The 17,840-nt window shown below is 38.3% G+C and carries 18 protein-coding genes; 15 read left to right on the top strand and 3 right to left on the bottom strand.

The window, feature by feature from the left end:
- Positions 1 to 124 precede the first annotated feature (124 nt).
- Positions 125 to 868, top strand: a complete 744-nt coding sequence (locus IPG37_03500) for a hypothetical protein (protein QQR53498.1) — start codon at positions 125 to 127, stop codon at positions 866 to 868.
- Here IPG37_03500 and tsaB read toward each other — a convergent pair.
- The 3 genes from tsaB to ruvX all read right to left on the bottom strand — a co-directional run bounded on the left by tsaB (position 861) and on the right by ruvX (position 2,265).
- Positions 861 to 1,532, bottom strand: coding sequence for a tRNA (adenosine(37)-N6)-threonylcarbamoyltransferase complex dimerization subunit type 1 TsaB (gene tsaB / locus IPG37_03495; GenBank protein QQR53497.1), 672 nt, complete (start codon positions 1,530 to 1,532; stop codon positions 861 to 863). The two genes, IPG37_03500 and tsaB, sit on opposite strands and share 8 nt — an antisense overlap.
- Positions 1,529 to 1,714 (bottom strand): hypothetical protein, encoded by a 186-nt coding sequence (locus IPG37_03490; protein QQR53496.1) that lies wholly within the window; start codon positions 1,712 to 1,714, stop codon positions 1,529 to 1,531. Before IPG37_03490 ends, tsaB begins: the two co-directional genes overlap by 4 nt.
- 119 nt (positions 1,715 to 1,833) lie before the next feature.
- Positions 1,834 to 2,265, bottom strand: coding sequence for a Holliday junction resolvase RuvX (gene ruvX, locus IPG37_03485; GenBank protein ID QQR53495.1), 432 nt, complete (start codon positions 2,263 to 2,265; stop codon positions 1,834 to 1,836).
- 79 nt (positions 2,266 to 2,344) lie between these two features.
- Here ruvX and IPG37_03480 point away from each other — a divergent pair, with 79 nt between their 5' ends.
- The 14 genes from IPG37_03480 to IPG37_03415 all read left to right on the top strand — a co-directional run bounded on the left by IPG37_03480 (position 2,345) and on the right by IPG37_03415 (position 17,758).
- Entirely contained in the window at positions 2,345 to 3,685 is a 1,341-nt protein-coding gene (locus IPG37_03480; protein ID QQR53494.1) for a sodium:alanine symporter family protein, read from the top strand.
- A 2-nt stretch (positions 3,686 to 3,687) separates the two neighbouring features.
- Positions 3,688 to 5,100 (top strand): UDP-N-acetylmuramoyl-L-alanyl-D-glutamate--2,6-diaminopimelate ligase, encoded by a 1,413-nt coding sequence (locus IPG37_03475; protein QQR53493.1) that lies wholly within the window; start codon positions 3,688 to 3,690, stop codon positions 5,098 to 5,100.
- Between the two features lie 83 nt (positions 5,101 to 5,183).
- Positions 5,184 to 6,269 (top strand): hypothetical protein, encoded by a 1,086-nt coding sequence (locus IPG37_03470; GenBank protein QQR53492.1) that lies wholly within the window; start codon positions 5,184 to 5,186, stop codon positions 6,267 to 6,269.
- 57 nt (positions 6,270 to 6,326) lie between these two features.
- Positions 6,327 to 7,031, top strand: coding sequence for a hypothetical protein (locus IPG37_03465; GenBank protein QQR53491.1), 705 nt, complete (start codon positions 6,327 to 6,329; stop codon positions 7,029 to 7,031).
- 18 nt (positions 7,032 to 7,049) lie between these two features.
- Complete coding sequence (locus IPG37_03460; protein ID QQR53490.1) at positions 7,050 to 7,733, top strand: hypothetical protein; 684 nt, start codon at positions 7,050 to 7,052, stop codon at positions 7,731 to 7,733.
- Positions 7,734 to 7,744: 11 nt separating this feature from the next.
- On the top strand, positions 7,745 to 8,749 hold the full coding sequence (locus tag IPG37_03455) for a hypothetical protein (protein ID QQR53489.1): 1,005 nt from the start codon (positions 7,745 to 7,747) through the stop codon (positions 8,747 to 8,749).
- Positions 8,750 to 8,767: 18 nt separating this feature from the next.
- Positions 8,768 to 9,352 (top strand): hypothetical protein, encoded by a 585-nt coding sequence (locus tag IPG37_03450; protein ID QQR53488.1) that lies wholly within the window; start codon positions 8,768 to 8,770, stop codon positions 9,350 to 9,352.
- Positions 9,353 to 10,088: 736 nt separating this feature from the next.
- Positions 10,089 to 10,733, top strand: a complete 645-nt coding sequence (locus IPG37_03445; protein QQR53487.1) for a hypothetical protein — start codon at positions 10,089 to 10,091, stop codon at positions 10,731 to 10,733.
- 21 nt (positions 10,734 to 10,754) lie between these two features.
- Complete coding sequence (locus tag IPG37_03440) at positions 10,755 to 11,483, top strand: hypothetical protein (GenBank protein ID QQR53486.1); 729 nt, start codon at positions 10,755 to 10,757, stop codon at positions 11,481 to 11,483.
- 68 nt (positions 11,484 to 11,551) lie between these two features.
- Entirely contained in the window at positions 11,552 to 12,856 is a 1,305-nt protein-coding gene (locus IPG37_03435; GenBank protein QQR53485.1) for a hypothetical protein, read from the top strand.
- Positions 12,853 to 13,584 carry a hypothetical protein gene (locus IPG37_03430; GenBank protein QQR53484.1) on the top strand — a complete coding sequence of 244 codons (732 nt, stop codon included), beginning with the start codon at positions 12,853 to 12,855 and terminating at the stop codon, positions 13,582 to 13,584. The genes IPG37_03435 and IPG37_03430 overlap by 4 nt, the downstream gene beginning before the upstream one ends.
- A gap of 172 nt (positions 13,585 to 13,756) precedes the next feature.
- Positions 13,757 to 14,839 (top strand): hypothetical protein, encoded by a 1,083-nt coding sequence (locus IPG37_03425; GenBank protein ID QQR53483.1) that lies wholly within the window; start codon positions 13,757 to 13,759, stop codon positions 14,837 to 14,839.
- A 37-nt stretch (positions 14,840 to 14,876) separates the two neighbouring features.
- Positions 14,877 to 15,641 carry a hypothetical protein gene (locus IPG37_03420; GenBank protein QQR53482.1) on the top strand — a complete coding sequence of 255 codons (765 nt, stop codon included), beginning with the start codon at positions 14,877 to 14,879 and terminating at the stop codon, positions 15,639 to 15,641.
- Between the two features lie 131 nt (positions 15,642 to 15,772).
- Positions 15,773 to 17,758, top strand: a complete 1,986-nt coding sequence (locus IPG37_03415; protein ID QQR53481.1) for a sodium-translocating pyrophosphatase — start codon at positions 15,773 to 15,775, stop codon at positions 17,756 to 17,758.
- Positions 17,759 to 17,840: the final 82 nt, after the last annotated feature.

The raw sequence follows: 17,840 nt of genomic DNA, 5'->3' as shown, positions 1-17,840 counted from the left end.
TTCCTATTTAAAAGTAAAAAATATCCTATATTGTGGCTATTTCGAGCTTATTTTTTTAGCCTTGCTTTGATTTGAATTTCTATTTTACAATATATATTAAATATTAAAAATGCTCTGGAGGGCCATGGCTACTGTTCAAACGTCAACTCGTTCTCTCTTTCTTTTCATTGCTCTCATTTTAATAGGTAGTCTGATACTTCCTTTGGTGCATATTTATTTCCAAAAATTTTCAGGTGCAGAAATTTTTAACGAAGCAGGGTTATATTTGCAGGTACGAACTGCTTTTTTTTCAAATGATTTTCAGCGATTGAGGGCGCTTTTAAATGGAGTAGTGTTTGAACGTCAACTATGCATGATTGACAAACTAAGCAAAGAGCTTCCTGTAATTCAGCATGATAACTTTGATAGTTTACTGTTACAGCTTATTTTTGGAACTGATAGTTGTGACGAGCAGGAGACTCTCTTTGCTTATATGTTTTCAAAAGATACTGTTTTTATAAAAGCGAAGGCCTTTGAACTGAGTGCTTTCAATGTACTGGTTCGTTGCCTCAGTCAAGCGGCTTTGCATACTACATTTTTAAGCGCGGCAAAGAAAGCGTATGAGTATGCGTTAAAAAACAATGATCCGGTTTTTTTTGCAGCTTTAATGGAATATAATGTCCCGATTGAACAACCTGATGCGGTCAATTATCTGACATGTGTTCTAGAACAACAAAAGCATGAAGCGTTTGTTCAACTATTGTTGAGAGCTGGTGTTGATGATAATCTGTTGATAAAATACCATGCGTCGCATCAACTGGTTGCTTCATTTGATAAGCTATTTGGCCCTCATAAAACGTTGAAGCCAAAGGTAGATGTGGTTATTTGAAAAGCGCATATTCTTTCAGGTAGAGTGGCTGAACAAAGGTGTTAAAGAGGCAGTTTGCATTATCTTTTTTCCATAATCTATGTGCATATTGCGCAATGGTCGAAAGTTGTGGTGTGCCTTTTTCAATATCGACATAGCTGACAGGTGAGGTTTTGATGGCATGATCAGAAATGTATTTTTCAATGACAGATGAACCGTTTCCCGCTATTTTTTTAATATTATTTTTTACTATTGTTTCAATAACAGTTTCTGTTGCTGCGTAACCTGTATGTTCTGGTGTTGTTGGTGTATAAAAATAAAGATCTCCAGCAAAAGCGTTACTTACAAATATGAAAGACTGTTCATCTTTATATTCTTCTGCCAGTACGGCAAGACCATCAACGCCAATAAGTTTGATTGGTGTGACTGCCTTTAAGCCATTGACGGTTGCAATGACCGTTCTGAGTGTTGTGAATGGTGCTGGCCCTCGGTTGACTGCGCAAAAAGAGATATCTGCCAAGCTGCACCCCCCCCGGTTCAGGAGTTGATCGATGGTTGATAACAGCTGTGCGCTCTTCTGTTTTTCTAAAACTGATGTGGCGATGCTATAGAGTTCATCTTCTTCAACTGCAAATAAGCCTATTTCAATTGAAGTGTACGTGGCCTGTATGACGAGTGCATTCATGGTTGGTTTTTATTCTTACATTTTTGTTGTTGATAAAATATACTGAACGAATCAGACTCAATGGTTTTTTCTTTTTTTAAGATAATTTTACCACAATTAAGGCATTTCCAGCCTTCAAAGTTTAAAAAATGATCAAAAAATGATTGTAAAACCATCAGTCCTTTGCATTTTTTACATTCCACTGTGCACCCCTTTTTTCATTTTTTGAACAGATGCCGCGCCATCTTGCTCAAGCTAATAATACGATTGATGCTTTGTCAACAATGGAATATAAAAATAAAAAAATATCATCAAATTAGAATCAATTTTCCGTTTGTCCCTCCTGGATGGCAAAATGGAGGTGGTCTAGATAACTTTGTAATAAAATAGCAGCTGCAATAGCATGTTCTTTTAGTTTTTCATTTTTGGTCTTACAACCCTTTTTAAAAAATTGAGCGGCTTGAATGCTTGTACGTCGCTCATCCAGAAAAATACATTCAACGGTGGAGAATCGTTCTTTGATCGCATTTCCTGTTTGCACTATCTTTTTTGTCTGCTCACTTTCCGTGCCACGCATTGTTTTTGGATAACCAATAATGCATTTACTCACTTTTTCTTGTTTGATTAAGACTGTAAGTTCTTCAAAAAGGTTTTCTGACCGATAGGTTGTCAGTGGACGTACGGTAATGCCCGATGCATCTGAAATTGCGACCCCAGTCCATACGTCTCCAATATCAAGTGCGATGATTCGCATAAAAATCCTTGGTAGCTGTTTTTATTTTATGAAAGTGTATACTATAAAACTAGGTTTGTATATTATATGAAAGGCAAAAATGATTGCGTATATTGATGATTTTTTAAATGTATTTTTAGGATGGCCTTTGTTGATCTATGTGGGCATTGTATGTGTTATCAGCACATTATTGCTAGCAGGCATCCAGCTTTTCTATCTGCCAACAGCCATAAGGCTTATCCTCTTTCCCAAAAAAAAGAGTGGCGCTGTGCAAGCAGCCAAAGGTGACATGACTCCGGTGCAAGCATTTGTAAACACGTTGAGTACAAACCTGGGCAATGGTACCATTGCGGGTATGGCTACTGCGGTCTTTGCAGGCGGTCCGGGAGCTGCTGTCTGGTTTGTGATCAGTGCTTTTTTGTTGATGTCGGTTCGGTTTGTTGAAGTGTTTGTGAGTGCATTGTACGCAAATAAAGCAAAAGGATCAGCGCTTGGTGGGCCAATGTTATATCTGCAAGAGGCACCGATGGGGCGATTTTTAGCAGTATTGTATGCGATATTATGTCTCTTTTATGGATTTATTGGTGGTGGTGCAATTCAAGCAAACTCAATCTGCTTAGGCCTGCAGACCGCTTTTGGTGTTCCTGCATATGCCGTGGCCGCAGCATTGGCCTTGTTTGTATTATACGTCGGTTTTGGCGGTGCAGCGCGCGTTGTCAAAATTTCTGACATGCTCGTTCCCGTAAAAGTACTCGTATTTTTTGGTTCAGCTCTTGTTATCCTTGCCTATCATGTCACTGCAATTCCTGCGGCACTCATTCTGATGTTCAAAGCGGCCTTAAACCCAGCAGCTGCTCATGCAGCGCTTATTGGTATTGGCTTGCAACAGGCAATTCAGTTTGGTCTTTTGCGTGCGGTGTTTGCCTCTGAGTCTGGACTTGGTACAGCTGCGGTCCTGTTTGGTTCGACAGGCAACACAAAGCCTGCAGAAAGTGCACTGCTTGGCATGATGAGCACCTTTGTAAGTGCGATTGCATGTTTCATGTTGGCACTCTGTATTGTGGTCACCGGTACATGGAGTTCAGGTTTGACCAGCACAGCGCTTACCGTTGCTACCTTTAATACCACCTTTGGATCATTGGGTGGATTTTTGGTTACCTTTTTGAGTATTGTGTTCGGACTTGGTGTTACGGTATCGTATGCATATATTGTCCGTGCGTGTTGGCTTGTTATTGTTCCAAAAGCGTATGAAAGTGGCTATGTGTTGGCCTATGCAGCGTTTGTAGCCTTCGGGGCATTAGCTGAAGTTCCTTTTGTGTGGAAATGTGCCGATTTTGTTCAAGCGTGCATGTTGTATATGAACTTAACGGCACTTTTGCTTTTTGTATTTAAACTACGAGGTGTGATGCTCTCAGAAACCAAGCAGTTGACACAAGAGTAACAATGCAGCTTACTTTTCCAAAAATCTTTCCTGTGACAGCGCATACCGATTTTGTTGGACATGGTACTACTTTTGTTGCAATCAAAGGCACGACCGCAGATGGTACAGATTTTATTATTGATGCGGTCAAAAAGGGTGCTCAAACGGTGGTTGTTCAGGATGATGCGGTGCTGGCAGCAGAAACGGTTCGTTTTTTGGGAGAAAAAAAAATTGAGCTCGTGCGAGTAAAAAACTGTCGGGCGGCTTTGGCGCAGTTGAGCGCACAGGCCGCCGATTTTCCCGCAAAAAAATTACGGCTCTTTGGTGTTACCGGCACCAAGGGCAAAACAACGACGTGTCATCTTCTGATGCATATCTTAAAAACTGCAGGCCGCTCGGTTGGGCTTTTAAGTACCGCGGGCAATAAGATTGGTGAGCATGAGTTTCCAGCACTGTTGACCACTGCTCAGCCCGATTACCTGCATCAGTTTTTGAAGCTGTGCGTGCAGCAAGGTGTGACCGATGTGGCAGTAGAGGTCGCTGCACAAGCTTTAGTTTTACATCGTGTTGACGGGCTGCTGTTTGATGCGGTCGTGTTTACCAATTTCGCACGTGAGCATCTTGAGTTTTTTGATTCAATGGACGCATATTTTAACGCAAAACTGCGTATCTTCGATTTTTTAAAACCTGATGGCGTTGCGTTTGTCAACGGTGATGACCAAAAGCTTCTATCGATTCAAAAACCGGTCGTTCGATTTGGCATGACTGATCAGTGTGCGATTCGTGCAACGTTGACCAAAGCAGGCTTTCCATTGCAGGGTCAAATACAGGCCGAAGGTGTCACTGTGGCGATCGATGCACAGCTGGTTGGTGAATATAATTTTTATAATATAAGTGCGGCTGTATCGGTTGCTTTGTACACTGGCGTTTTGCCTGAGTATTGCCAAAAAGCGATCGCCACGTTTTCCGGTGTGCCTGGCCGGTTTGAATGGTATCAGCTCAAAAATAATGCAATCTGTATCATCGACTCGGCCCATAATCCGCTTTCCTTTGAAGTGCTTCTGCATACCGTGCGCCCGTTGACCGATCGTCTGATTGTGGTGTTTGGTGCAGGTGGTCTGCGTGACGCCGGGCGTCGGCCGTTGATGGGTGGCATTGTTGCAGCTGTGGCAGATTATGCGATTATCACCACTGACAATCCACGAACCGAAGATGCAGCCGTGATCGCGTCTCAGATCGCATCTGGAATTAACGTGGGCGCAAAAGCAGAGGTTTTTACTGAGCTTGATCGCACAAAAGCCATTCAAAAGGCATATGCATTATCCATGCCCGGCTCGTTCATTATGCTGTTGGGCAAAGGGGTGGAACAGTACCAGATTATCGGAACCCAAAAAATTCCTTTTTCAGAACGTCTGATCATTCAAAACCTGCAGTAAACGTTGCAGATAGCAAACATTGCAGTTTTAACTTTTTTTGCTAAAATAAATAGAATAGATTCAAAATAGTAAATGATTATTCTATGTTTAATAAAAAAATGTTACTGGTGTTCAGTTTATTGTGTGCACACGGTTTTGCTTTTGGTGGCCAGATAGAAGATAAGCATGAGTTTTTAAAAAGCAATGCTGAAACACTGAAAGAATTAAAAAATCGTTGCGGAGCAATGAAAAAATGTGAACTAACTCGGCAGACGACCAGTGAAGCTATAAAGTTGTTTGCTGATCTGCAAGAATTTCAAAATAAAATTGATGCTGCAAAGCCAGCGTTTGCTAATGCTTATATACAGATGAATGGCATTAGTATGGATTCTTTGATCTATGGTGCAAAATCAAATTTGTCAGAATTATCAAGTAGCGTGGATAGTATGATACGTAGATTTTCTTGGGGACGTGAGTTGTTAACTCATGACTTAAGAATAAAGAAGTCTGTTGATGTTGAAGCGTGGAATCAGGTAACGACCGAGCTTGAAGCGGCTGCGGATGAATTAAAAGAGATTAAAGGTATTTTTGCAGGTATTGCGGATGATGAATTGCGTAATGACATTCAAAAATCGTTTAACAGCGCAGAAGAAAGGATAAATAAAGAAATAGATTTTGCAAAAAGCACTCTTCTGGCTTGTCAGCAGGCTGCTTTGCCAACACCTCCTTCAGCTCCAAACATAAATAGCGATGCAACACCAAAAGAAGATGGGGTTCCAGTTACAGATCAAGCGTTACCTAAAGATGATTCTAAGTTCCCAAAATTTGATCAAGAAGATAAAGACTGCATCGCATTGTTGGAAACGGTTCGAGATGAATACATAAAATTTGAAATAGAGGTTGAAGATTTATCAATATTCCATCCAGTTAAGCTTTGGGACATTAAAAAAGCTATTGAAAAAAGGAAGACTGAGTTTTTGAATGCTCATGAAGATGGCCAGATGCGTTTTGAAAATGTTTTAGAAGCTCCATATAATCGTATTGTTGAAACAGTGATGTATAAGTTGAAACTGGGAGCAGCAGTTTTTGCGGCTGGAACAGGTGCGGCAGTAGCTGCCGGTTATGCGGCATACAAAAAGTGGGTTGCAAATAATGAGCTTGAGCAGGTTGTCGAACTTGAAGCTGTGTAAAAACCGGCTGTGCAAAAAAGTTGAATGAAAATATAGCTTTTTAAATGAAGGATTTTTATGAATAGACTCTATAAAATACTATTTGCGTTTTTTGTTTCCATGCAGATATGTAGTGTGACTTGTATGCTTGATCTTGATAAGTGCAAAGGCTTTTTGAGCAGAAAGGATACAAAACTGATCGCATCTTATCAACCATTAGTTATTAATGAGATGTTAACAGAAGAAGTGTCTTTTAAATTGAACTATAATGAATTGTATACAATGGCACGTGATTTGCGTCAGATAAATTTGGTATTAAAAGCAAATGAGTCTAAATTTAATGACGAAGAAAAAAAGGGTATCCACGCGTTCCAAAAGGTAGGTGATTTCCTAAACAAAAAAATGTTAGAAGGTTTTGAGCAAGAAAAGCGTGATCTAGAGTCTATATTAAAAGACGTTAATAATACATCGATTTTTTCATTTATGTATTTGAATCAAGTTGAGCAGGAGTTGCTAGATAGCGGTAAACTAGAACGAAAAGGTGATAACCTACAGTTTGAAGAAAAAAATCAAGAAAACCAAAAGATCTGTCGATTTATACGAGCAGCAGTTGAAGACAAGGTTATTAAAGGCTTAGCCGCATTGGCTGCGGGAACGGTTACGGTTGTAGTCGGTGGTATTACCGGTATCAGTTATGCGGTGTATAAAAAGTGGTTTGCAAAAAAGAAAACTGATGAAATAAGTGAAAGCAAAAAAGAGTCAGTTGTTGAAATAAATCAATAATAAACTTGAAGGGCCATAATGAACAAAATGACTTTAATGGTAGGTTTGCTATCTGTAGCTGTAGGCACTCTGTGTGCTCATGAAACGGATCTGGAAAAAGAATATAAAGATAAACACGCACGGCTTGCAGTGCTTACAATTGAACGTGATTACGAAGAACTGTTGAGGACGTTAGACAATTATGACAAGTTGATGCGAAGCTTGGCTAGTAAAAACTTTCCAGAACAAGAACGGCCTACGCTACCATATCAAACAAAATATGTGACTGCTGTGAGGCAAAAAATACTAAACGGCTTGAAGGCGGGTCAAAAGGAAATTGAAGCAATAAAGCAGTCAATAGATGATATGTGGCCCATTGAATTTTTTAAGTTTGATACAACTCGTGACGCGTTGTCTGAAGCTGATATAAAATATAGAGAAAAGTTCTATGAGCCCTATTTGAAGGATTATCACTTGAGCAATCGAATGTACCCAGATATTGATGAATTTTTTGATTCTAATCAAAAAATGGTCTATTCTATCCATAAGCTTCTTCATAAAAAAATTCTAAAGTTCATCGGTGTTACACTTACGACTGGCGTGACTGCCGTCGCAGCTACCGGTTATGCAGTGTATAAAAAGTGGGTTGCAAAAAAGAAGACCGATGAAATAAGTGAAATCAAAAAAGAGTCAGTTGTTGAAACACAAGCTCAACCTGCATAAATGGAATCTGTATGCTTAAAAAAATAATCTATGTAACCTTTTCGTCCTATTTCATGTCTGGTTTGCTTTTTCCTGAAGAATCTGCAAATAATAATGCCTATGCGCAAGAATGGGCGCGTTTAAATGAACTGAATGCGCGTGCAGATGAGATCGCTTTGATCGATTTTAAAGTTGAAAGAGGTATGGAGTGGAAGGATATCATTAGCCAGCCAGTTCTTACGGTAGATGATACCAAAAAGTTAACAGATCTTTGTGATAAACTTGCAGTCTTAAATGCGGAACTTAAAGCTAAAGAAGCGCTACTATCATATCGTGAACATTTGGATGACAAAGAGTTTCAGTTACTACTTGAATGTGCAGAAAAGAGTAAGGGCCGTTTGCGGTGGAAGATTTACTATCAGCTTGACAATAGAACTTCGAAAATGGGATATTTCCGTTGGCATATGCCAAAACTATGGCCTGAAGCAGTGATTGTGTTACAAGCATTAGATGTTTTTTTAGAAGAAACAGAAGATATCAAAAAAGTTTTATTAAATTCGTCAAGCTATTTGGCAGGTTGTGGTGGAGAAGATTCTCTATCCAAATGGCAACACCGCTTAAATGGTATAAATGATGATATAAATGAAAAAGATTGTGTAATCTCTTACCGAAAGTCTCAGGTTAATGACCAGAAGGGGCTTCTTTCTGCTACTGCTGAGGACTTAAAACGTACATCTCTGTTTGCGCTAAAAGATCTTACCAGGCTTAAAGAAAGTATAGAACAGATTAAAGTCAAAAGTAAAAAAATAAACTCAGTCGGTCCTTGCATGGAGCAAGACATCAATATGCTTGCTGATTCATGTGATAAGCTTGCCGCTATCGTACTGTATAAGTGGAAAACGGGCGTAGCAGTTTTAGCTGTAGGCCTTACCGCTGCGGTTGGTGGCTGTCATGCGGCATACAAAGAGTTGTTTGCAAAGAAGAAAGCTGATGAAATAAGTGACGCCAAAAAAAAGGCAGTTGCTGAAACAAATTAATAAATTTGAAGGACTGTAATGAAAAAAATAACTTTGATGGCAGGTTTGCTATCCATAGCCGCAAGCACTCTGTACGCCCATGAAACAGATCTGGAAAAACAATATAAAGATAAACACGCACGGCTTGCAGTGCTTACAATTGAGCGTGATTACAAAGAACTTGTCGATGCAGTTATTTCACATGATCAGCGCATGAAAAATTGTGACTATTCTAAGCTTTCAGAGCAGGAAAAAATTACTCTAGAATATGAAAAGCACTATGTAATAGCAATGAAGCAAAAAATAGTAACTGCGTTAAGCGAGCAAAAAAAAGAACTTGAAGAATTAGAGCATAAGTTAAAAAAGCTATACTTTCCTAACAGTATAAACGCTGGTTTACTGCAAAAGGAGTTTTGGGAATGTCAGTTTCGTAATAAAGAATTTTATACCTATGTTGCTACAGTATACTATGCGCATAGTGATCTGATAAGTCATGCAGATCTTTGCAAAGCTGTCTTACATAATCGAAACCTTGAAAAAAGTATTAATAGATTGTGCATTGAGAAAAATGTTCAAGCAGCTTATGATGAATCTTTGAAGAAAGAAAAAACAGTAGGTTATTGAAACACAAGATCAGTCTACTTAAAAATCTAGCTTTCGTGGTTACTATGTCTATTTTTTCTTTTTTTAGTGATTGTGTGAATGTTGTTTCATGATCGTTATTTTTTTTATTTTTAAAATTATGTGTTTTTTGTGGAGGGTTATGCACGAAACCCTCCAACCCTCCCCGTGCAACCTGTGCAGGTTGATCGCTTCATTAACGCCGAATATGCGACCTGACTACTTCGTATTCAGATTGCATGACGGCTGCTGAGGCCAACTCTTTTTTGATTTAAAAAAGGTATGAAAGCAGATGAAGGTGGAGGTCCGAATTTTGTTTTATGATCGTTATTTTTTTTGTTTTTAAAGTTATGTGTTTTTTGTGGAGGGTTATGCACGAAACCCTCCAGCCCTCCCCGTGCAACCTGTGCAGGTTGATCGCTTCATTAACGCCGTCATGCGACCTGAATACTTCGTATTCAGATCGCATGACGGCTGCTAAGGTCACTTCTTTTTGGATTTAAAAAAAGGTATGAAAGCAGATGAAGGTGGATGTTCGAATTTTGTTTCATGATCACTGTTTTTTTGTTTTTAACAGTATGTGTTTTTTGTGGAGGGTTGGGCATGCAACCCTCCACAAAGAACATGTATTCTCCTTTTTTGGGCATTTTATCATTCAAAAGTTAATGTAAAAGTTGCAATTTTAAATTTTTTTGCTAGAATATAGTAGGATAGATTCAAAATAGTAAAGGATTATTCCATGTTTCGTAAAAAGATTTTTATGGCGTTCAGTCTGTTGTGCGTGCCGGTTGTGACGTTTGGTTCGGAACAACCAGTGTATTCAGAGGAATATTCAGTTAAGTTGAGAGAGTTACAACCAGATTTCAAGGGTAAAGTAGAAATAAATGTTTCTCAAATACCCGATCAACCAGATGATCTTTCAATACTAAAAGTATATGATATGGGTCAATTGAGCGGCGAAGAAGCTCAACAACTGCTTAAAGAACTATATGAAATAAAATGTAAATATGACATACAAGAGTGTCAAAAGCGATGGAAAAATGTTGTCGATGAAGCAATAGTGTCTAAAGAGTTGTATGATGAAGTACAAAAGGTTCCACTATTTTCATTCTCAACCTTATTAAAGCTTAAAAAACGTGTTGAAACGATCAAACGTACTGTTCCAACATTAGAACTGCTTTGTGATTCTTTCAACCGTTCCTTGGTTAATCGGTATAACGGTATTGGCAACCTAATCATGTACAAGTTAGCAGCAGGCGGAACGATTGTTGTTGGGGCAACAGGTATGGTGATTGCTGCTGGTCTTGCAGCCTATAACAGATGGGTTGCAAAAAAGAAAACAGATGAAAAGAGAAATGCGCAAGAAGTCGTGCAAACAGTTTAGTTGAAATGAAGGGATTATCTGATGTTTAATAAAAAAATGTTTGTGGGATTAAGTTTATTGTTGTGTGCGCACAGTTTGGTTTTTTGTTCACAAGATTTAGATTCAAATGAAGTAAAATTAATACTAGAGCTTGGTAAAAAGCGCTGGTTCAAGGATGCAGGTGAAGCTCTAAGAAAGCGTCTGGATCCAAAAATTGCACAATTGGCAAACAGGCAAAAATGCTTTTTGCTTGAGGATAAGTTTAAAGCTCTTTCTGAAGAATATGATAAGGCACTTATTGATTTTAAGCGGGTGTATCATGCCAATGCAAATCAAGATGAAAAAAATATTTTGAATGGACTCTTAGCTGAAATTCAAGTACGTTTTCTGTCTGAGGTGTATGATAAATTGCAGTCTATAGATCAACCTTTATTATCGTCTCAAGTGGATGAGATTTCAATAGTGTCGCCTTTAAAACTTTTGAAAGCAAGGAACTGTATTAACGGTATTAATAATTTTATTGATTTTCAAATCAAAGATATCAAAGCAAACATGTTTAATTTAGACTCAGATAAACGTAGTTTTGAAATAGCGACCAAAGATGCTGAACAGGCAAAAAATATATTTAAGCTACCGCTTGACCTTGTACATAAAAAAATGAGCTATTTCTTAGGACTTACGATTGCAGGTGGAGCTGCTCTTTCAGCTCTTGGTTATGCTACGTATAAAAAATGGTTTGCCAAAAAAGAAAAATTAAGAAATAATCTGTGAGAAGTTTAAGAAATAATCTGTGAGAAGTTCAATTAGTTAAAAAAAATAATAGATGATAAGGAATCTGAATGTTTATCTTGGATAAAAGTAAAAGAATGGGGTTAACCTTATTATTGTTTTCCGGATTTACTTTTTGTAGTGAATCTGGTGAAAAAACAGATGGCCAAACAGCTGATTTAACATTGACTGGGAAAAGTTCAACTTTGCAAAACAGTTCATCAGCATCCAGTGATGCTTTTCAAAAATATTTCGAAGAAGAAAATCAAAAAAATATTGATTTTTTAAAAGAGAGTGATGAAGCAATTAAAAATTTTGACGCTCAATTTTTAAAAATAAAAAAAATAGAATCAAATGTTGAACGGTGCAAAGAAATAGGGCGTATTTTTGTACCATTGAATGCCTTAAAAAAAGATATTGAAGGTAAAAAGAAGGTTATTTCGCCTGATATTCTTTCGAATAATCGAAACATAAATGATCTATTTAAAGAAGTAGATGAGTCTGTTGAGGCCTACGAACAAGAGTTTAAAAATGTAATTGAAGGTTTAGGGTTAAAAAGATCGCATTTGCAATGGCGGCTTCAAGTTAATGTAAATGCGTATAGTCAAGCTGAAAGGGAACAACTTTTTGATAACGATACTATAGAGCTTAATTTTGTTAATCTTTTGGATGAAATTAAGCAGTGTGAGGCTATAATTTCAGGTGCATTAGGGGCTAAAAATTTCAAACGCTATCTAGGTAGGTTATTGGGTAATATTCAAAAAGAGACCACAGGGGATTTACAAAAATATAAAGATTGGAAAGCAACAATCCTTTTGGCTCCACCTGTGTTGAATCCTGAAACTCCTGTTTCAGGTCAGACGTCAATGGTTGGTCAATCGAATGATCAAAAAAACAATAATGCAATGCAAAATACATTTTCAGGGTCGGGTATGTCATCTGAAAACAATGATGATGAAAGACAGTCGCGAAGGTTGATGTGGTATTTAAGGCTGGTTGATGAGAAGTATAAAAAATTGGAAAAAGAGCTTGAAGATATTTCAATGTTTCAATTTTCAAAAATTTCAGAAATTATAGAAACTGTTAAAGATGTAAGAGCTGAAATTAATGAAGATTTTCCAGTGAATGGTGAAGCAGCTTTTAAAAGCAAACAACTGAATAAGCCATATGACAGGATTATTCAGTTGGGTCTCTATAAAGTAAAATGCGGAGTCGCGCTTATTGCAACTGGCGTAGCTGCAACAGCTGCTGCTGGGTATGCTATTTATAAAACATGGTTTGAAAATGGCAACAGTAATCACCAAGTTTTTGATGAACAGGATGTAAAACAGATTGGTTTATCGGATCAAAATGGTGTAATCAAGGGGCTTCTATGAAAAAAATATCATACAATATAGTTTTTAGTTTCTTATCTTTGTTGATAGGTGCAACTATACAGAATTGCGTAGGTAAATCATTGCAAGATTATAAGGGGGGTAAACAGTTATGGCTTATTGAAGCGGTTTTTAACACTTTAAACTATGATCTTGATTCTTCATCTGCTATTCAGCGATTAGGTGCGCGGATATTGCACTATCATAGGATGATTAAAGACGAGCAAAAATTAATCGAAAACCTTGCTGGTATTGAAAAACAAAAGAAAGAGGTTAAAGTTGAATCATTAAAAAAGCTTGTTTCGCATGCTACAAATGAAGTTTTGAAAAAGTTAAAAGAAAAGAAACACGCTGTTACAATGCACATAAAGGAGGCTGAAGATACTTCAATATGGTCAGTCGAAAAGTTGGAAGAGCACAGTAAAAAGGCTGACAAACTGCAAACGAGAGTACTTTTTGATTATACAGCTTTTCAAGTAACTGATCCTGAATGTGACAAGGAAATTAAAGAAACTAACCTGCTCATCGTCCACCTATTAAACATAGTTTCTGAAAAACATTTTAAGCGCCATGTGATACTGTTTGCCAGTTTAGGTGCTGCCTGTGTGTCTGCTGCTTTTTATGCACTCTATCAAAGAATGTATCCAAAAAAGGTGTCTACCAAGAAGGTTGCAGCTGAGCTTGACCAAACAGCTGATCAGGTCAAAACGGGTCAAAATGAAGCTCCATAATAAGTTCGGTGGGGGATTCTTGGGTGAAATACATTGAGTAAATTTAAATAATTGAAGTGCAAAAAACCTGTTTTTATAATGTTATTTACTTAAAACTTTCAGTAAAACTTGAAAAAATTAATCCTTTTGATACTTTTAAAAGATAATATGTCATGTATCAAAAGGATTTTTTATGTTTAAAAAAAGAATGTATGCAGTGTTTTTTATATGGCTTGTTCCTATACTTTGTTCTGAGCCTGTAAAAAACCAACCTTATTCTGATGAGCGAACGCAGTTAGCTGCTCTGCAGGCGCGTGCAGATGAATTTGTTCGTATTCCTTTTGAAATTTCAACAGAAATGAAAACGGATGATATAGTCAACCAGCCGTCTCTTACCGTAGATGGTGCCCAGAAGTTATCACGGCTTTTTAATGATTTTGTTGTATTGCAAAAACACATCGAACTTAGAAAGACTATTGATCCAAGAAGTAACGAGCTTGATGTGCTGAGTGTGAATGTGAACAATCGGACCACACAGCTTAAAGACAAAATAGGTTCGTTGTTTCATGATAAAGCTACCAAGCTGAATTTTTTGTGTGACGCTATTGACGATGAAACATTTAGGTCTGAGCAGATTGAAGTTAAAGATAACTGTATTAATGCGATACAAGCAGCTGATAATCTTTTGGAAGAATTTGGTGAGATAAAAACACTCTTTTCAAGTATATCGGAATATGAATGGTCAAAAGGTTTAGAGGGCCAATTACGCAATGTACAAAACAGGCTTAATAAAACTTTTTGCGTGCAGGAGTATCGAAAAACCGTTGCGCAAGAGTATGGACATCAAGGTAAAACAGAACAGGACAATACAAAGCCTGAAATCTTAAAAACGATAAATGAATCAGGCGATGTGTTTTTAGACGATCTTGCTACCAAGCGTACAGTTATTTCTGGTTATTCTGATGCTTTAAAAAACACATCTATGTTTTCATTGAAAGAGCTTGCAAAAATTCAAGTGAGTGCAGAAGAGGTGAAAAGTGAAAGTAAAAAATTCAAACCAGCTGATTCTTCTATGCAGCACAAAATTGATGAACTGATTGGTTTGTGTGATAAGGTTACAAACGCCGCATTGTATAAGTGGAAAAAAGGCGTGGCATTAATATGCTTGAGTATCTCCGCTACAGTTACAGCTGCAGCAGCTGCCGGTTATGCAGCCTATAAAAAATGGGATGCAAAAAAGGAACTTGAGCTTGAGCCAAAAAAAATGACTGCATAGAGTTGCCAAAATGATAGTAGTCGAGTAAGCTACCTGTGTGTATATTGCTTTATTACTCGAGATTTTTGTGAAGAAATGCATATACATTGCTTTCGCTATATTTTTTATGAGTAGCCAAGCAATAGATTGGAATTGGTACGCTCAATATGTTTTGTTCGGAGATGCGGCGCTGCCTCGCAATTCTAAATTTGATGAGCCAAAAACATCGCTAATGATTGACAATGCTGAGCTTGATGATCTGAAAGTTAACTTAAAATCCTATGAAGATTGTATGAAGAGAATCAATTGGGAGAATCTTCAATCCTATGTTGATCTAATTGTTTCTTTTCAAGAGGTTGGTGAAAAAATTAGCTTCTGTTTGCAAAAATCGGAAAATACTGTGCAAAAGAATGATGTGCAGGCTATTGCTGATGGGTATAAAGAATTATATGAAAATTTAATGTCAAAAATTGATTTTGTCGTTAATATGAAAAAAGATGAAGTAAAAAAGTTTTCATCTTCGCTTAAATATAGATGTTTATTTCCTCTGCATCAAACTTCTGTTTGGGTTAAATATTTTATGGAGATTCGCAATAATATTGATACTTATGCAAAACTTGAAAAACTAAGCAAAGCCGCTTCTGATAGCGATATGCAGGAATTAAACAAAAAGATAAACTGGTTGATGAATAAGTTTGAGTCAACATTTGATAAAGCTTATCAAAAATTTTTATTTTCCCTCTCAGTATTGACCAATGTTTGTGTAATCACAGCTTTATCTGGTTATGTGATTTACAAAAAATGGTTTGCAAAAAAGCGGTGACTCAGAAAAAAAGAGTAGCGGTGTTCAGCTAAAAAACTTTTCACGTTTGAATCTTTACAAAATCAAACATTGGACGTACTATTAAAACGTTTGAATTATAATGTTTTCTTATTTTTTACAAGGAAGATTCTATGGTAGAAAGTGTATGGTTACAGAACACACTGCTGTTTGTTGTAGCAGCTGGGTGTTTAGGTCTGTTAGCAGTTTTATTTCTGTTCAGATCTATTTATGTGGTGCCGGTCAATCATAAGGGTGCGGCAAACATTGCACAGGCGATCTGTCAGGGCGCGATGGCGTTTTTAAAAGAAGAATACAAGATTATCTCGTTCATGGTACTGTTGGTTGGTCTGTTACTTGGCGTTATTTTTAAAACATTTTTTGCAACTGGTTCATTCGCGTTAGGTGCGTTGTCGTCAATGTTGACCGGTTTTGTTGGCATGCGTGCGGCGACGATGGCAAACGTCCGTACTACTATGCAAGCAAAAGAAAAGGGTGAACACGAAGCCTTTTTGATGGCGTTTTTTGGTGGTGGCGTGATGGGTTTTGCGGTTGCAAGCTTTGGTCTTTTATGTCTGAGTGCACTGTTTTATACATTTTCAGCACATGAACATTTTGTCACCATTTTGACCTGTTTTTCACTTGGCGCGAGTCTGGTAGCCTTTTTTGCACGTGTCGGTGGTGGTATTTTTACCAAATCTGCTGACGTTGGTGCTGACCTGGTTGGCAAAGTTGAAGTGGGCATTCCGGAAGATGATCCCCGAAATCCTGCAGTGATTGCAGATAACGTTGGTGATTGTGTGGGTGACACCGCGGGCATGGGCGCAGATATTTATGAATCGTACGTCGGTGCGTTGGTTTCAACCATTATTCTTGCATTAAATACGGGAAAATCAGATCCAATTTATGTGTTGTTGCCGCTTGTGCTTGCTGCGATGGGAATGTTTTCATCGTTGGCTGGACTTATGTCGAATCTGGTTCTCAAATCTGAACCGGCGGCGATGCTTCGAAATGCGACCTATGTTGCAATCGGAATCTTTTTATGCATGGCGTACGGATATATGTATTTTGTTGGTATTGAAACAGTACTATTTGCAACGATCGTTTTGGGGTGCGTTGCGGGTGTTGTGATCGGTCTGGTCACCGAATATTACACAGGCAGTACTCCGGTACACAAGGTTGCTGCAAGCTCTGAATCAGGGGCTGCGACCAATGTGATTTATGGCCTTTCGGTTGGCATGGAATCAACCGTATTGCCGGTTGTACTGCTTTCTGGTGTTGTATTGGCATCATATCAACTTGGTGGATTATATGGTGTATCACTTGCTGCTGTTGCTATGTTAGCAACAGTGGGAATTACCATGACGGTTGATGCATACGGACCGATTGCGGATAATGCGGGTGGCATTTCAGAGATGGCAGGCTTTGGTCCTGAAGTTCGAGCAATCACCGACAAACTTGATGCGCTTGGTAATACAACGGCGGCGATCGGAAAAGGTTTTGCGATCGGTTCTGCACTTTTGACCGCATTGGCAATGCTTTCAGCATATTGTCAGGAAGCGGCTATTCAGGTACTTGATGTGCTTGATCCATTTATCATGACAGGCATGTTTGTGGGAGCAACGGTTCCATTTTTGATCTCATCCTTTACCATGCGTTCGGTGAGCGATGCTGCTTTGAAAATGGTCAAAGAGGTGCGTCGTCAGTTCAAAGAGATCCCTGGTTTAATGGCAGGCGAAGCATTGCCTGACTATAAACAGTGCGTGGTTATTGCCACACAGGCATCGCTGTATGAGATGATTTTGCCTGGTGTAGTCTCAGTAGGTCTGCCAATTTTGGTTCGTTTTGCTTTTGGCAAATATGCGCTTGGTGGTCTTTTGATTGGAGCGACCGTTTCCGGTGTGGTGCTTGCGTTGATGATGGCAAACAGTGGTGGTGTGTGGGACAATGCTAAAAAATATATTGAAGCCGGTAATCTTGGTGGCAAGGGTTCAGTGACTCATAAAGCTGCGGTTATTGGTGACACGGTTGGTGATCCATTCAAAGATACCTCCGGTCCAGCATTGAACATTTTGATAAAGCTTATGTCGGTTGTTTCATTGCTGCTTGTGCTTGTATAACCGGTAGTTATACCTTAAAAAAGGGAAGTGGTTGTAAAATTACTTCCCTTTTTTGTTGCTTTTTTCAGTTTTGTTGTTACGA

It is taken from the genome of bacterium (assembly GCA_016699125.1).
Lineage (GTDB): Bacteria > Babelota > Babeliae > Babelales > Vermiphilaceae > AWTP1-30.
This window is presented reverse-complemented; position numbering and strand designations above follow the sequence as displayed.

Coding starts and splice junctions, on each gene's coding strand:
- IPG37_03455 (QQR53489.1), top strand. CDS start 7,745: ATGCTTAAAAAAATAATCTATGTAACCTTTTCGTCCTATTTCATGTCT.
- IPG37_03465 (QQR53491.1), top strand. CDS start 6,327: ATGAATAGACTCTATAAAATACTATTTGCGTTTTTTGTTTCCATGCAG.
- IPG37_03475 (QQR53493.1), top strand. CDS start 3,688: ATGCAGCTTACTTTTCCAAAAATCTTTCCTGTGACAGCGCATACCGAT.
- ruvX (QQR53495.1), bottom strand. CDS start 2,265: ATGCGAATCATCGCACTTGATATTGGAGACGTATGGACTGGGGTCGCA.
- IPG37_03470 (QQR53492.1), top strand. CDS start 5,184: ATGTTTAATAAAAAAATGTTACTGGTGTTCAGTTTATTGTGTGCACAC.
- tsaB (QQR53497.1), bottom strand. CDS start 1,532: ATGAATGCACTCGTCATACAGGCCACGTACACTTCAATTGAAATAGGC.
- IPG37_03500 (QQR53498.1), top strand. CDS start 125: ATGGCTACTGTTCAAACGTCAACTCGTTCTCTCTTTCTTTTCATTGCT.
- IPG37_03435 (QQR53485.1), top strand. CDS start 11,552: ATGTTTATCTTGGATAAAAGTAAAAGAATGGGGTTAACCTTATTATTG.
- IPG37_03460 (QQR53490.1), top strand. CDS start 7,050: ATGAACAAAATGACTTTAATGGTAGGTTTGCTATCTGTAGCTGTAGGC.
- IPG37_03430 (QQR53484.1), top strand. CDS start 12,853: ATGAAAAAAATATCATACAATATAGTTTTTAGTTTCTTATCTTTGTTG.
- IPG37_03440 (QQR53486.1), top strand. CDS start 10,755: ATGTTTAATAAAAAAATGTTTGTGGGATTAAGTTTATTGTTGTGTGCG.
- IPG37_03415 (QQR53481.1), top strand. CDS start 15,773: ATGGTAGAAAGTGTATGGTTACAGAACACACTGCTGTTTGTTGTAGCA.
- IPG37_03480 (QQR53494.1), top strand. CDS start 2,345: ATGATTGCGTATATTGATGATTTTTTAAATGTATTTTTAGGATGGCCT.
- IPG37_03425 (QQR53483.1), top strand. CDS start 13,757: ATGTTTAAAAAAAGAATGTATGCAGTGTTTTTTATATGGCTTGTTCCT.
- IPG37_03445 (QQR53487.1), top strand. CDS start 10,089: ATGTTTCGTAAAAAGATTTTTATGGCGTTCAGTCTGTTGTGCGTGCCG.
- IPG37_03450 (QQR53488.1), top strand. CDS start 8,768: ATGAAAAAAATAACTTTGATGGCAGGTTTGCTATCCATAGCCGCAAGC.